This is a genomic window from Kitasatospora sp. NPDC028961, assembly GCF_055564815.1.
Genome location: NZ_JBVHVO010000003.1, coordinates 220,232 through 233,495, shown reverse-complemented (window position 1 = coordinate 233,495; position 13,264 = coordinate 220,232). Strand labels below are relative to the sequence as shown.

Genomic DNA, 13,264 nt, shown 5'->3' with positions numbered 1-13,264 from the left:
CACAGGGCCGGGCATTCCGCAAAGGATGCCCGGCCCTTTTGCGTCCCCGGAGTGACGGCCTCACCCCTCTGGGCGAACGGGGGGTCGCTCGGATGTCGCTCCGCCGCTTCACGTTCCTACGATCTGATCAATCGTGCGAACCCTCGGAGGCGGTCATGGCCGACAGGCGCGGAACCGCAGGTATCGGCAGCATCTCGCTGGCTCTCGTCGTACTGGCCCCACTGGCCGCCTGCTCGTCCGGTGAGGACGACGCCCCGGGCGGCGTCCACCGGGTCGACGCGGTCCCGCTGGTGCACCTCTCGGCGACCGGGACGGTGGATCCGTCCCAGCCGGTGACGGTGACGGCGGTACCCGGCAGCCGGCTCACCGACGTCACGGTGGTCGGTCCGGACGGCCGGGTGGTGGCCGGACAGCTCTCGGCGGACCAGCTCAGCTGGCAGACCACCGGGCGCCTCAAGGCGGCCACCGCCTACACCGTCAGGATCGCCGCCGACGACGGCAAGGGCGGTCGCGGCGAGACCACCGCCGGCTTCAGCACGGTGGCGGGCCAGCGCCTGCTCACCGCCAAGCTCGGCCCGGACTCCTCCGGCACCGGCCTCTACGGCGTCGGCCAGCCGCTCACCGTCCAGCTCTCGGAGGCGGTGAAGGACCCGCAGGCCCGCCAGGAGGTCGAGCGCGCCCTGACCGTCACCTCGCAGCCCGCCGTCACCGGCGGCTGGTACTGGGTGGACGACAAGAACCTGCACTTCCGGCCGGAGGAGTACTGGCCGACCGGCACCACCGTCAGCCTGGTCTACGACGGCACCGGCAGCCGGATCGCGGACGGCCTCTACGGCGGCGACCGCGCCGCGCTGGCCCTGCGGATCGGCGAGCGGGTGGAGTCGGTGGTGGACGCCGCCACCCACGAGCTCACCCTGACGCGTGGCGGCGAGGTGGTCCGGACGATACCCGTGACCACCGGCAAGCCCGGCTTCGACACCCGCAACGGCGTCAAGGTGGTGCTCGGACAGGAGCGCCAGGTGCGGATGAGCGGCGAGACGATCGGCATAGCCGCCGGCAGCTCGGAGGCCTACGACCTCAACGTCGAGTGGGCCACCCGGGTGACCTGGAGCGGCGAGTACGTGCACGCCGCGCCCTGGTCGGTGGGCTCGCAGGGGGTGGCGAACGTCAGCCACGGCTGTACCGGCATGAGCACCGAGAACGCGAAGTGGTTCTACCAGAACACCCGGATCGGCGACCTGGTCACGGTGGTCAACAGCCAGGGTCCGAGCATGGAGTCGTTCGGCAACGGCTTCGGGGACTGGAACATCGCCTGGACCGACTGGGTCAAGCACAGCGCCCTCGGACAGCCCGTCAGCACCACGCCGCCGGCCTCCCGGGCCCCCGCCACCGGGATGATCCGCCCGGAGCTCTGACGCCTCTCCCGGCCCCGGCCCGGGCCGCTCAGCCCTCCCGGCCGGGCTCCCGGTGGGCCAGCCGCAGCGCCGTCGCCACGGCCGCCAGGGCGTCCGCCTCCGGCACGCCGAGCCGCCGGACCCGCTCGGCGTACTCGGTGGCCGCGGCGGCGGCCAGCCGGTGCGCGGTGTCCCCGGTGGCGGCGATCAGGGTGCCGCGCCGGCCGTGCGTCTCCACCACCCCGTCGGTCTCCAGCTCGCGGTAGGCCCGCGCCACCGTCCCGGCCGCCAGCCCGAGCTGCTCGGCCAGGGCCCGGACGGTGGGCAGCCGCAGCCCGGTCGGCAGGTCACCGGTGCGGGCGCGCTCGGCGATCTGCTCCCGGATCTGCTCGTACGGGGGCGTGGCGGCGGCGGGGTCGACGGACAGCTCCACGGGGGCTCCTGACGGTGGGGCGGACGGGAAAGCCCGAGGGCCGCCGACCAGGAAGAACTCTGGTCGGCGGCCCTCGGGGGTGACGCGGGGGATGCGTACGGGATCAGTGGTGGCCGTGGCCGCTGGTGATCTCGTGGTGCTCCTCGGCGGTCGGCTTCGGGATCCGGCTGCCCTCGCCGTAGAAGCCGCGGGAGAGCTTCGCCCGGGTACGGGGGATCAGCCCGGCCTTGGCGGCCACGCCGTTCTCGTCCGTCTCGGCCGGCAGCTCGAACACGGGCGGCTGCTCGTGCGAGGTGAGCTTGTGCAGGTCGGCCTGCGGCAGCTGGGCGTGCACCTCGATGAACTCGCCGTGCGGCAGGCGCTTGATGACGCCCGTCTCGCGGCCGTGCAGCACCTTCTCCTTGTCCCGGCGCTGGAGGCCGAGGCACCAGCGCTTGGTGGCGATGAAGGTCAGCACCGGCACCACGAAGAAGCCCACGCGGACGAAGTACGTGATGTCGTTGATCGACAGGTGCAGGTGGGTGGCGAACAGGTCGTTGCCACCACCGACCAGCAGCACCAGGTACAGGCTGATCCAGGCGGCGCCCAGCGCGGTGCGGACCGGCGCGTTGCGCGGGCGGTCCAGGATGTGGTGCTCGCGCTTGTCGCCGGTGACCCAGGACTCGATGAACGGGTAGACCGCGATCGCGACCAGGACCAGCGGGAAGATCATCAGCGGGACGAAGACACCCAGGTTCAGGGTGTGGCCCCACAGGCCGATCTCCCAGCCCGGCATGACACGGATCAGGCCCTCGGAGAAGCCCATGTACCAGTCCGGCTGGGCGTCCGTGGACACCTGGTCGGGGCGGTACGGGCCGTACGCCCAGATCGGGTTGATCGTGGCGATCGCCGAGACGGCGGCGATGAGGCCGAAGACCAGGAAGAAGAAGCCACCGGCCTTGGCCATGTAGACCGGCATCAGCGGCATGCCGACGACGTTCTTCTCGGTCTTGCCCGGGCCCGCCCACTGGGTGTGCTTGTGGTAGAAGACCAGGATCAGGTGCGCGACCAGCAGGCCGAGCATGATGCCGGGGATCAGCAGCACGTGGATGGTGAAGAACCGCGGCACGATGTCGTGGCCGGGGAACTCGCCGCCGAACAGGAACATCTGGATGTAGGTGCCCACCAGCGGGACGGCGAGGATCGCGCCTTCCATGAAGCGGATACCGGTGCCCGAGAGCAGGTCGTCGGGCAGCGAGTAGCCGAAGAAGCCGTCGAACATGCCCAGGACCAGCAGCAGGAAGCCGAAGACCCAGTTGATCTCACGCGGCTTGCGGAACGCGCCGGTGAAGAACACGCGCATCATGTGCACGAGCATCGCGGCCACGAAGACCAGCGCGGCCCAGTGGTGGATCTGGCGGACCAGCAGGCCGCCGCGGACCTCGAAGCTGATGTCCACCGTCGACGCGTACGCCTCGGACATCGGGATGCCCTTGAGCGGGATGTACGAGCCGTCGTAGATGACCTCGCCCATGCTGGGCTTGAAGAACAGCGTCAGGTACACGCCCGTCAGGATGATGATGACGAAGGTGTAGAGGCAGATCTCGCCCAGCATGAAGGACCAGTGGTCCGGGAAGATCTTCCGCAGGTTGGCCTTGGCGAGGGAGTAGATCCCCAGCCGGCCGTCCGTCCAGTCAGCAGCCTGCTCCCACTTGTTGGCGGGCTTGGCACGCGTGCTGCCGGCGGGCTTGGCGGCACCGGAGGTGGTGCTGCTCGCGCTACTCATCGAGCACGCTCCCAGTAGCTCGGGCCGACGGGCTCGTCGAAGTCGCCGGTGGCGACCAGGAAGCCCTTCTCGTCAGTGGTGATCTTCAGCTGCGGCAGCGGGTGGCCGGCCGGGCCGAAGATGACGCGCGCGCCATCCGCCAGGTCGAAGGTCGACTGGTGGCAGGGGCAGAGCGCGTGGTGGGTCTGCTGCTCGTACAGGCTGATCGGGCAGCCGACGTGGGTGCAGATCTTGGAGTAGGCGAGGATGCCCTCGAAGCCCTTCTCCCGGGACTCGGTGTCCTTGATGTCCTCCGGTGCGATGCGCACCAGCATCAGGGCGTCCTTGGCGATCTGCTGCTGGAAGTCCTCGTCGTGCGTGCTGAGACCCTCCGGCATGGCGAAGGTCAGCGAGCCGACGATGACGTCCTCGGCCTTCATCGGCTGGTTGGTGTTCATGTTGATCAGCTGCAGCGGCTTCACATCGGTGGCCTCGCGCCAGCCGGTGTGCTCCAGCTTGTCCTCGGGCAGCGGGCCCAGGTCGCGCAGCAGCACGACGCCGGACAGCGGCACCAGGGCCATCGAACCGATGAGGGTGTTGCGGATCATCTTGCGGCGGCCGAAGCCGGACTCGGCGGCGCCGGTCCTGAACTGCTCGATGACGTCCGCGCGGACCTCGTCGTCGGCCTCGATCGGGTGACGCTCGGCCGGGATCTCGTGGTCCGACATCAGGGTGCGGGCCCAGTGGACCGCACCCGCGCCGATGCAGAACAGCGCGACGCCCAGGGTCATGCCCAGCGCGAAGTTCAGCGCGCTGACGTGGCCCAGCGGGAAGATGTAGACGATCTTGTCCGGGTCGATGGCCACGTAGGAGGCGATGAAGCCCACGGTGGCGAGCATCGAGACCACGAACATCAGCGAGACCTGGCGCTCGGCCCGCTGGGCGGCCCGCTCGTCGATGTCGGTGCGACGCGGTTGGTGGGCCGGCAGGCCCGGGTCGGCGAACGGATCGCCGTGGGCGGCCACCTCGTGGTGTCCGGCGGAGCCGTGTGACTCCGGGAGCTTCTCTTCTGACATGTCGTGGCTCATGACTTCTTGGCCTTGGTGGTGTGGGCGGCGACCCAGATCGCGACCGCGATGAGCGTGCCGAGACCGAAGATCCAGCCGAACAGGCCCTCGGTCACCGGACCGAGGCTGCCGAGCGTGAGACCGCCGGGGTTCGGCTCATCGTTGGTGGTGTGGCGGACGAAGGCCACGATCTGCTTCTTCTGCTCCTCGGGCATGGTGGTGTCCGGGAACGACGGCATGTTCTGCGGGCCGGTCTGCATGGCCTCGTAGATGTGCTTGGCGTCCACTCCCTCCAGCGACGGGGCGTACTTGCCCTGGGTCAGGGCACCGCCCTGGCCGGCGAAGTTGTGGCACTGGGCGCAGTTGGTGCGGAACAGCTCGCCACCCTTGGAGAGGTCCTCGGGGTTGGTCGAGGTGTACTGCTCCTCGGTCGGGATGACCGGGCCGGGGCCGAGCGAAGCCACGAAGGCGGCGAGCTGGTCGATCTCCGCCTGCGAGTAGATGTTCTTCTTGCTCGGCACCTGGGCGCCGGGCTGCTGGGCCGGCATGCGGCCGGTGCCGACCTGGAAGTCGACCGCGGCTGAGCCGACGCCGACCAGGCTCGGACCGTCGCTGCTGCCCTGGCCATTCAGGCCGTGGCAGGAGGAGCAGCCCACGGCGAAGAGCTTCTTGCCCTCATCGATCGCGAGCGACTGCGCGGCGACGTCGGCCTGCGCCTTGTCGGCGGGCGCGAACGCGGCGTACAGCCCCCCGGTTGCCGCCAGGGCGAGAAGTAGGACGACCAGCGCCGCCAATGGGTGGCGCCGTCGTGCGGAGAGCTTTTTCACGGAATAACCCCGGTGTCAGGATCTGGTCGACTGGTGGGTGCACCCGGCGGCCGGTCTGGCCGGCACGAGGCTGCCTGTCTAGGGCTGCGCGCGCGGTCGGTCGGTTGGGAGCGTAGGCACCGGCAAATCGGGCCGTCGCCGGTGAGGGCGGGACCCGGAGCCGGTGGCCAGCGACCTGATCAGCTGGTTACTTGATCAGGTAGATGGTCGCGAACAGGCCGATCCACACGACGTCGACGAAGTGCCAGTAGTACGACACCACGATGGCGGCGGTGGCCTGCTCGTGCGTGAAGCGCTTGGCTGCGTACGTCCGTCCGAGGACCAGCAGGAAGGCGATCAGACCACCCGTCACGTGCATACCGTGGAAGCCGGTGGTCAGGTAGAACACCGTGCCGTACGGGTCGGAGGACAGCGAGAGGCCGTCCTTCTTGACCAGCTCGGTGTACTCGAAGATCTGGCCGCCGATGAAGATCGCGCCCATCACGAAGGTGATGACGAACCACGAGCGGAGCTTCTTCACGTCCCCGCGCTCGGCCGCGAACACGCCGAGCTGGCAGGTGAGAGAGGAGAGCACCAGGATCGTGGTGTTGACCGAGGAGAAGGGCACGTTGAGGGCGTGCGCCTTCTCGCTCCAGAACTCGGCTCCCTTGACGGAGCGGAGCGTGAAGTACATCGCGAAGAGGGCCGCGAAGAACATCAACTCGGAACTGAGCCAGACGATCGTTCCGACGCTGACCATGTTCGGCCGGTTGACCGATCCGTGCGCGTGCCCGGTTTCTACTGCTGTTGCTGTCGCCACGACGGACATTATGTCGGTCCCTTATTCCGTCTTCACGCCGGGGGGTGTCCCTCGGAGTGTCCGGTGCGTGCGGTATGCCCCGGTGGGGCCCGCCGGGACGCCCGGATGGCGGCTGAGCAGGGGCGTGTCCCTTTTCTGACGGTTCTTCGAAGGCATCTTCGACCCTGATGCCCAGCGTGTCGCTCCACTCGTTCGGGGTCCGCCGGGAGTAAGGGAAAGGCCCTCGGGTCGGCCGTACGGGTGGACCGCGACTGCGGGGGTGACGGCCTGTCCTCCGGGCGGGTGAGCCGTGGGCGCGGCGGCTTGAGATGGATCGCGCGGGAGTGGCTCGGCGGGCGGTGATCGGGAGTAGCATCCGGGTTGAGACGAACGTGGTCCGGATCACACTTGAGGGAGCAGGGCCCATGGCGTACACCACCGACGAGACGCTGACCGTTCTCGTCTACAGCCACGACCGCAACACCCGCGAGCAGGTGCTGACGGCCCTCGGCCGCCGGCCCGCGGAGGATCTGCCGGAGCTGACCTACCTGGAGTGCGCGACGACCCCCGCGGTGCTGAAGGCACTGGAGAAGGGGGGCGTGGACCTCTGCGTGCTGGACGGCGAGGCGGTCCCGGCCGGCGGCCTCGGGCTCGCCCGGCAGTTGAAGGACGAGATCTACGGCTGCCCGCCGGTGCTGGTGGTGATCGGCCGGCCGCAGGACTCCTGGCTGGCCGCCTGGAGCCGGGCCGACGCGGCCATCTCCCACCCGGTGGACCCGGTGGCGCTGGCCGAGGCGGCCGCCACGCTGCTCCGGGCCCGGCTGGCGAAGCGGGCGCCGGCCGCCCGGTAGGACCGCGTCTCAGTGGGAGAGAAGTGAAGGCGACGGCGGGGCGGAGGCGTCCCGCCGCTCGATAGGCTGGCTCCATCCTTACGGAGAACCCCTCGGGGAACCGACAAGAGCTGGAGTCAGCCATGGTGAACGTGAACCCTGCGAACGGCGGCAAGGACCCCGTGCAGGTGATCCGCACCTGGCCGGACATCCTGTCGGCGCTGCTGCGGGGCGAGGACCTCGACCGGGCGGACACCGCCTGGGCGATGGACCGGATCATGAGCGGCGAGGCCTCCGCGGTGCAGATGGCCGGCTTCATGGTCGCCCTGCGGGCCAAGGGCGAGACGGTGGACGAGATCGTCGGCCTGGTGGACTCGATGTACGCGCACGCCGAACCGCTCTCCATCCCCGGCCCGGCGGTCGACATCGTGGGCACCGGCGGCGACCGGGCGAAGACCGTCAACATCTCGACCATGTCGGCGATCGTCGCCGCGGCGGCCGGTGCCAAGGTGGTCAAGCACGGCAACCGGGCGGCCTCCTCGGCGAGCGGCTCCTCGGACGTGCTGGAGAAGCTCGGCGTCAATCTGGACCTCTCGGCCCGGCGGGTCGCCGAGGTGGCCGAGGAGGTCGGACTGACCTTCTGCTTCGCGGCCAGGTTCCACCCCGCGATGCGGCACACCGCCCCGGCCCGCAGCGGCCTCGGGGTGCCGACCGCCTTCAACACCCTCGGCCCGCTGACCAACCCGGCCAAGGTCACCGCGCACGCGATCGGCTGCTTCGACACCCGGCTGGCCTCGCTGATCGCCGGGGTGCTGGCCCGCCGGGGGTCCACCGCGCTGGTCTTCCGCGGCGACGACGGCCTGGACGAGCTGACCGTCACCACCACCTCCCGGGTCTGGATCGTGCGCGACGGCGAGGTCACCGAGACCTCCTTCGACCCGCGCGACGTCGGCGTCCGGCTGGTGGGCATCGAGGCGCTGCGCGGCGGGGACCCGGCGTTCAACGCGGACGTCGCGCGCCGGCTGCTGGCCGGGGAGCGCGGGGCGGTGCGGGACGCCGTCCTGATGAACACGGCGACGGCGCTGGTGGCGCTGGACCTCACCGACGCGCCGCTCGCCGAGCAGCTGGCGGCCGGGATGGAGCGGGCCGCGGCGGCCATCGACTCGGGCGCCGCGCAGGATCTGCTGCGGCGCTGGTCGGAGGCCACCACCCGGGTGTGAAGCGGCGGTCGGGCCCGCGGGGGGATGCCTCCCCGCGGGCCCTTCGCGCGTCCGGCGGGGGCGTCGCAGGGCCCCGGCGGTGGACCGCTGTCCGGATGGCGGACCCCTGTTTGACCACTCGGCGGACGCGACCTAGAGTCTTCGCCAGGTCATGAGTGACAGCGTCAAGCCCCAGCTGGCTGTCCGGCAACCCTCCGTCCGTGGCGGGGTGCCCTGGGTGAGGACCGGGTCTCGCGGCGAACCGTCCGCGTGACAAGCGCGGACGCCGGCTGACACGCACCTCCGGGGTCCTTACCCGTCGAAGGAGTGCACCCCCATGTCCGTCGCCACCGAGATCTGCGCCCCGCTCCCCGTCCTCGGCCACGACGTCGAGGTCCCGCTGGTCAACGGTGACAAGGTCACCTACGCCGCGCTCGACTACGCCGCCAGCTCCCCGGCGCTGCAGCGGGTCTGGGACGACGTCGCCGCCTACGCCCCCTACTACGGCAGCGTGCACCGGGGCGCCGGCTACCTCTCCCAGCTCTCCACCGACCTCTTCGAGCAGAGCCGCCGCACCGTCGCGGACTTCCTCGACCTGCGCGAGGGCGACCAGGTGGTCTTCACCCGGGCCACCACCGACTCGCTGAACCTGCTGGCGGGCGCCGTCCCGGCCGGCACCCGGGTCTTCGCCTTCGAGACCGAGCACCACGCCTCGCTGCTGCCCTGGCGCCACGCCGGGCTGAGCGTCACCTACCTGCGCGCCCCGCGCTCGCACGCCGAGGCCGTCGCCGCGCTGGACGCCGCGCTGGCCGGGGCCCCCGAGGGCCCCAAGCTGCTCTGCGTCACCGGCGCCTCGAACGTCACCGGCGAGCTCTGGCCGGTCGCCGAGCTCACCGAGACCGCCCACCGGCACGGCGCCCGGGTGGTGCTGGACGCCGCGCAGCTCGCCCCGCACCACCGGGTCTCGGTGCGCGAGCTGGGCGTGGACTGGATCGCCTTCTCGGGCCACAAGATCTACGCGCCGTTCGGCGCCGGGGTGCTGGCCGGCCGGGCCGACTGGCTGGACGAGGCCGAGCCGTACCTGGCCGGCGGCGGCGCCACCCGCACGGTCGCCCGGGAGGCCGACGGCTCGGTGGCCGTGCAGTGGCACACCGGCCCGGCCCGGCACGAGGCCGGCTCGCCGAACGTGATCGGCGTCTACTCCATCGCCTCGGCCTGCCGGGCCCTGACCGAGGCCGGCTTCGACGCGCTGGAGGCCCGCGAGCGGCAGCTGATCGCCCGGCTGAAGGCCGGGCTGGCGGAGGTCCCGCAGGTGCGCGTGCTGAACCTGTTCGGCGCGGACTCGGCCCGGGTGGGCGTGCTCTCCTTCGTCGTCCAGGGCTGGAACAGCTCGCACTTCTCGGCCGCGCTCTCCGCCGAGTACGGCATCGGGGTGCGCGACGGCCTGTTCTGCGCGCACCCGCTGGTGCGCACCCTGCTCGGCGACGAGGACGTGGCGCCGTCCGAGTGCGGTGCGCCGGAGGCGTCGCTGCCGGGGGAGCGCAGCCTGAACGCGATCCGGGTCAGCTTCGGCGCGGGTACCCCGGACGAGCACATCGACCGGTTCCTGACCGCCGTCCGCGAGCTGGTCACGGACGGCGCGGCCTGGAACTACCGCAACGAGGGCGGCCGCTGCGTCGCGGACACCCGGCGCGAGGGCTGAACGGGGGAGGCTACTCGCCCAGGCCGAGCGCGAAGGCGGTCTCCAGGTCGTGCTGGGAGTAGGTGCGGAAGGCGATCTGGGTCTCGGTGTGGGCCACGCCCGGAACCTTGTTCAGCCGGCCGGGGATCACCTCGGCCAGGTCGTCGTGCCGGCGCACCCGCACCATCGCCACCAGGTCGTAGCCGCCGGTGACCGAGTAGACCTCGCTGACGCCCTCGATGGCCGCGATCGCCTCGGCGATCTCCGGGATGCGGTCGACGCTGGTCTTGATCAGGACGATGGCGGTGATCACTGTTCGGGCTCCTTTGTGAGGTGCCGCCAGGGTATCGGGCGTCAGCGGGGCCGTCGCGAGGGGCGGGTGGCCAGCGTGCAGGCGTACAGGAACCCCGCCGAGAAGCCGACCACGTGGACCAGGTAGGCGACGCCCGGCCCCGCCGAGTGCACCGACCACCACTGGAGCGCGAACCAGAGGCCGAGCACCAGCCAGGCCGGGAACCGCAGGGGCAGGAAGAGCAGCAGCGGGACGAGCGTGGTCACCCGGGCCCGCGGGTGCAGCCTCAGGTAGGCGCCGAGCACGCCGGCGATCGCCCCCGAGGCGCCGATCAGGACCCGGGTGGAGTCCGCCGAGTGCGCCTCGGCCAGCGCGAAGCCGTAGGTGGCCAGCGAGCCTGCCGCCAGGTAGAAGAGCGCGAACCGGGCCCGGCCGAAGCGGGCCTCCACGGTGGGGCCGAAGACCTGGAGGAAGAGCAGGTTGCCCAGCAGGTGCAGCCAGCCGGCGTGGACGAAGAGCCCGCTGAGGACGGACATCGCCGGGTGCTTGCCGGGGGTCGGGGCGGCCGGGCAGCCCGGCACCGGGTCGGGGGCCTCGGCCACCTGTTCGGCGCTCAGCGGCCGTCCGGCCAGCAGTTCGGCCGGGACGGCGCCCCAGCGCTGCTCGTACCGCTGCTCCGCGCAGACCCGGTCCTGCCCGCGGCCGTACAGCGGGTTGAGCCCGGCCGCCGGGCCGAGCAGGAAGACCAGCACGTTCAGCGCGATCAGCGCGTAGCTGACGGCCGGGACGGGCGCGGCCGGGGGGCCGTCCCGCGCGCCGGTGTGGTCGAGGACCGGGATCGCCATGCGACCAAGCATCCCTCCGTCCGGCCCGGGCGACACCGCGCTGTACGGCAGGTGGACCACCCCCGCGGTCGCCGTGACCGGTGGCCGGGGTGGTTGCCCCAGGCAATAGGCTTGGGGCGGGCAATCCCGCCTCCCGCCGCCGATGCCGGGGCTCCGGGGGGAGCGCCTGAGCCCACCCAGGGACCACCCGAGAGGACCCCCGATGACCGTCCCCGCCCTGACCGCAGAGACGCGTTGGCGCTGCACCCTGTGCGGCAACCTGACCCGCTTCGACGTCACCCGCACCGCCCGGGTGACCGAGTTCCTGCACTTCGACCTGGCCGGCGAGTCCAAGGTGGAGGAGACCGAGGTGCACAGCGAGACCATCGAGTCGGTGCGCTGCCGCTGGTGCAACGCGGTGGACCAGGTCGAACTGGTGGCCCGTCCGGGCGCCGAGGCCGCCGAGCAGGCTTGATGCCCGCCCCGCGCGGTGGACGGTGCGCGGCACGGCTGTCCGCCGCGCGGGACAATACAGACAGAGCGCACGGAGCGTGACGACCAGGGGTACGGCCGACGGCCGTACCCCGCTGGCGAGGATCGGAGCCGAGGACGTGGTGGACGCAGCGCAGGAGCCCGCCGGGCCGCAGGGGCGGCAGCCCGCTGTGGACGCGCAGGCACCGGACGCGGTCGAGGCCGCCGCGCCCGGCACCGGCGCCCCCGCCGAGGAGGTCGACGGCGAGGAGGCCGGCGGCTCCGGCGGTGAGGAGCCGGCGGCAGCCCGCGCGGCCGAGAAGCTCGACCGGCCGCTGCCCGAGGGGGTGCGCCGGCGTGTGGTGGGCCTCGCCGCCGACGCGCTCGGCGGGCTGCCGGTCGCGGAGCTGCCGCAGACGCTGCGCCCGTACGCCAAGTTCACCCCGGCGCGCCGGGCCAAGTACGCCGCCACCGCGCTCGCCGCGGCGCTGGAGTCCGAGCCGGCGTTCCGGGTGCGGATAGCGGAGCGGCTGCGGCTCGGGCAGCCGGACCTGGTCCGGGCGCTGGAGTCGGGCAGCGTGCCGGGCGCCGCCGATCCGATGGACGTGGCGGCCGCCGCCTACCTGGTCCGGTCGGCGGGCTGGAGCCGGCTGGTCGTCGAGGCCGGCGAGGAGGCCGAGCGGGCCGGTGCCGAGGGCGCGGCGGCCGAGGCGGCCCGGCTGGCCGAGAAGCTGCAGGCGGAGCTGGCCGAGGTGCGCGCGGCCGCCCGGGCGGACCTGGACCGGCAGCGGGCCGAGTCGGAGGACGTCCGCAAGGAGGTGGAGTCGCTGCGCAAGAAGGTGCGTTCGCTGGAGAGCGACACCCGGCGGGCCCAGGCCGAGACGCGCCGGGTCACCGGGGAGCTGGAGGCCCTGAAGGCGCAGACGGGCGTCGAGCGCGGCGCCGCCGAGAGCGAGGCGCGGCGGCTGCGGCACCGGATCTCCGAGCTGGAGAACGCCGCCGAGCAGGGCCGCCGTTCGGCCCGCGAGGGGCGCAGCGTCGAGGACATGCGGCTGCGGCTGCTGCTGGACACCGTGCTGCAGTCGGCGCAGGGGCTCCAGCGGGAGCTGGCCCTGCCGGTCTCCCAGATCCGCCCGGCCGACCTGGTCGAGGCGGTGGTGCCGGGTTCGGCCTCGCCGCACGACGTGGCGCGGCGCGGGCTGGCCGAGGACGACCCGGCGCTGCTGGACCAGCTGCTGGCGATCCCGCAGGTCCACCTGGTGGTGGACGGCTACAACGTGACCAAGACCGGCTACCCGGCGCTCCCGCTGGAGCAGCAGCGGATCCGGCTGCTGGGCGGGCTGGCGATGCTGGCCCAGCGCACGCAGGCGGAGGTGACCTGCGTGTTCGACGGCCAGGACCTCGACGTGCCGGTGATCCTGGCGCCGCCGCGCGGGGTCCGGGTGCGGTTCAGCCGGACCGGGGAGACCGCCGACGAACTGATCCGCCGCCTGGTGCGGGCCGAGCCGCAGGGCCGGCCGGTGGTGGTGGTCTCCACCGACCGGGAGGTCGCGGAGGGCGTGCGGAAGGCGGGCGCGCGCCCTGTAGCCTCGGTGCTGCTGCTGAACCGACTGGCCCGGCCCTGACCTCGGCCGGGGGCCGGCCGGCAGGAGATGACGCCTGGTCAGCGCCCGGTTTGCGGGGATGTGTGGATCCCGTGAAGTCATGGCGGGGAGCGGGAGTTC

Annotated in this window: 13 protein-coding genes and 1 riboswitch; of the genes, 6 read left to right on the top strand and 7 right to left on the bottom strand. The window is 72.2% G+C overall.

The features are described from left to right. Window positions 1–155: 155 nt before the first annotated feature. Complete coding sequence (locus ACZ4UX_RS08510) at window positions 156–1,415, top strand: L,D-transpeptidase (protein ID WP_465706095.1); 1,260 nt, start codon at window positions 156–158, stop codon at window positions 1,413–1,415. 28 nt (window positions 1,416–1,443) lie between these two features. On the opposite strand, the gene ACZ4UX_RS08505 is transcribed toward ACZ4UX_RS08510, so the two are convergent. From ACZ4UX_RS08505 to ctaE, 5 genes are all read right to left on the bottom strand, one after another. Further along, window positions 1,444–1,827 (bottom strand): GntR family transcriptional regulator, encoded by a 384-nt coding sequence (locus tag ACZ4UX_RS08505; protein WP_329487314.1) that lies wholly within the window; start codon window positions 1,825–1,827, stop codon window positions 1,444–1,446. 103 nt (window positions 1,828–1,930) lie between these two features. Then, window positions 1,931–3,592, bottom strand: coding sequence for a cytochrome bc1 complex cytochrome b subunit (qcrB, locus tag ACZ4UX_RS08500; protein ID WP_329487313.1), 1,662 nt, complete (start codon window positions 3,590–3,592; stop codon window positions 1,931–1,933). After that, window positions 3,589–4,659 carry a cytochrome bc1 complex Rieske iron-sulfur subunit gene (qcrA, locus tag ACZ4UX_RS08495; protein ID WP_380389855.1) on the bottom strand — a complete coding sequence of 357 codons (1,071 nt, stop codon included), beginning with the start codon at window positions 4,657–4,659 and terminating at the stop codon, window positions 3,589–3,591. The genes qcrB and qcrA overlap by 4 nt, the downstream gene beginning before the upstream one ends. Beyond that, window positions 4,656–5,465 (bottom strand): cytochrome bc1 complex diheme cytochrome c subunit, encoded by an 810-nt coding sequence (qcrC, locus tag ACZ4UX_RS08490; protein WP_329487311.1) that lies wholly within the window; start codon window positions 5,463–5,465, stop codon window positions 4,656–4,658. The genes qcrA and qcrC overlap by 4 nt, the downstream gene beginning before the upstream one ends. A gap of 187 nt (window positions 5,466–5,652) precedes the next feature. After that, a complete protein-coding gene (gene ctaE, locus ACZ4UX_RS08485) occupies window positions 5,653–6,273 on the bottom strand; it encodes an aa3-type cytochrome oxidase subunit III (protein ID WP_073923280.1) in 621 nt (206 codons plus the stop codon). A 395-nt stretch (window positions 6,274–6,668) separates the two neighbouring features. Between ctaE and ACZ4UX_RS08480 the strand changes: the two genes are divergently transcribed. The 3 genes from ACZ4UX_RS08480 (at window position 6,669) to ACZ4UX_RS08470 (ending at window position 9,974) form a co-directional block, all read left to right on the top strand. Then, window positions 6,669–7,094, top strand: a complete 426-nt coding sequence (locus ACZ4UX_RS08480) for a hypothetical protein (RefSeq protein ID WP_329487310.1) — start codon at window positions 6,669–6,671, stop codon at window positions 7,092–7,094. 122 nt (window positions 7,095–7,216) lie between these two features. After that, window positions 7,217–8,293, top strand: coding sequence for an anthranilate phosphoribosyltransferase (gene trpD, locus ACZ4UX_RS08475; protein ID WP_465706094.1), 1,077 nt, complete (start codon window positions 7,217–7,219; stop codon window positions 8,291–8,293). 147 nt (window positions 8,294–8,440) lie between these two features. Then, window positions 8,441–8,558: riboswitch (SAM riboswitch) on the top strand. A gap of 51 nt (window positions 8,559–8,609) precedes the next feature. After that, a complete protein-coding gene (locus tag ACZ4UX_RS08470; protein ID WP_465706093.1) occupies window positions 8,610–9,974 on the top strand; it encodes an aminotransferase class V-fold PLP-dependent enzyme in 1,365 nt (454 codons plus the stop codon). Window positions 9,975–9,984: 10 nt separating this feature from the next. Here ACZ4UX_RS08470 and ACZ4UX_RS08465 read toward each other — a convergent pair whose 3' ends face one another. Then, a complete protein-coding gene (locus tag ACZ4UX_RS08465) occupies window positions 9,985–10,266 on the bottom strand; it encodes an Lrp/AsnC ligand binding domain-containing protein (protein ID WP_329487307.1) in 282 nt (93 codons plus the stop codon). Window positions 10,267–10,307: 41 nt separating this feature from the next. Then, window positions 10,308–11,090 (bottom strand): rhomboid family intramembrane serine protease, encoded by a 783-nt coding sequence (locus ACZ4UX_RS08460; RefSeq protein WP_465706092.1) that lies wholly within the window; start codon window positions 11,088–11,090, stop codon window positions 10,308–10,310. A 202-nt stretch (window positions 11,091–11,292) separates the two neighbouring features. Between ACZ4UX_RS08460 and ACZ4UX_RS08455 the strand changes: the two genes are divergently transcribed. Both ACZ4UX_RS08455 and ACZ4UX_RS08450 read left to right on the top strand, forming a co-directional pair. Further along, the gene (locus ACZ4UX_RS08455) at window positions 11,293–11,544 is read left to right on the top strand and encodes a hypothetical protein (protein WP_329487305.1); all 252 of its coding nucleotides are present in this window, start codon (window positions 11,293–11,295) and stop codon (window positions 11,542–11,544) included. Window positions 11,545–11,620: 76 nt separating this feature from the next. Next, complete coding sequence (locus ACZ4UX_RS08450; protein WP_352287055.1) at window positions 11,621–13,165, top strand: NYN domain-containing protein; 1,545 nt, start codon at window positions 11,621–11,623, stop codon at window positions 13,163–13,165. The last annotated feature ends 99 nt before the right edge of the window (window positions 13,166–13,264 follow it).

Excerpts from the sequence above, each read along its gene's own strand:
- ACZ4UX_RS08510 (WP_465706095.1), top strand. The coding sequence starts at position 156 with ATGGCCGACAGGCGCGGAACCGCAGGTATCGGCAGCATCTCGCTGGCT.
- qcrB (WP_329487313.1), bottom strand. The coding sequence starts at position 3,592 with ATGAGTAGCGCGAGCAGCACCACCTCCGGTGCCGCCAAGCCCGCCGGC.
- qcrA (WP_380389855.1), bottom strand. The coding sequence starts at position 4,659 with ATGAGCCACGACATGTCAGAAGAGAAGCTCCCGGAGTCACACGGCTCC.
- ctaE (WP_073923280.1), bottom strand. The coding sequence starts at position 6,273 with ATGTCCGTCGTGGCGACAGCAACAGCAGTAGAAACCGGGCACGCGCAC.
- ACZ4UX_RS08480 (WP_329487310.1), top strand. The coding sequence starts at position 6,669 with ATGGCGTACACCACCGACGAGACGCTGACCGTTCTCGTCTACAGCCAC.
- trpD (WP_465706094.1), top strand. The coding sequence starts at position 7,217 with ATGGTGAACGTGAACCCTGCGAACGGCGGCAAGGACCCCGTGCAGGTG.
- ACZ4UX_RS08470 (WP_465706093.1), top strand. The coding sequence starts at position 8,610 with ATGTCCGTCGCCACCGAGATCTGCGCCCCGCTCCCCGTCCTCGGCCAC.
- ACZ4UX_RS08460 (WP_465706092.1), bottom strand. The coding sequence starts at position 11,090 with ATGGCGATCCCGGTCCTCGACCACACCGGCGCGCGGGACGGCCCCCCG.
- ACZ4UX_RS08455 (WP_329487305.1), top strand. The coding sequence starts at position 11,293 with ATGACCGTCCCCGCCCTGACCGCAGAGACGCGTTGGCGCTGCACCCTG.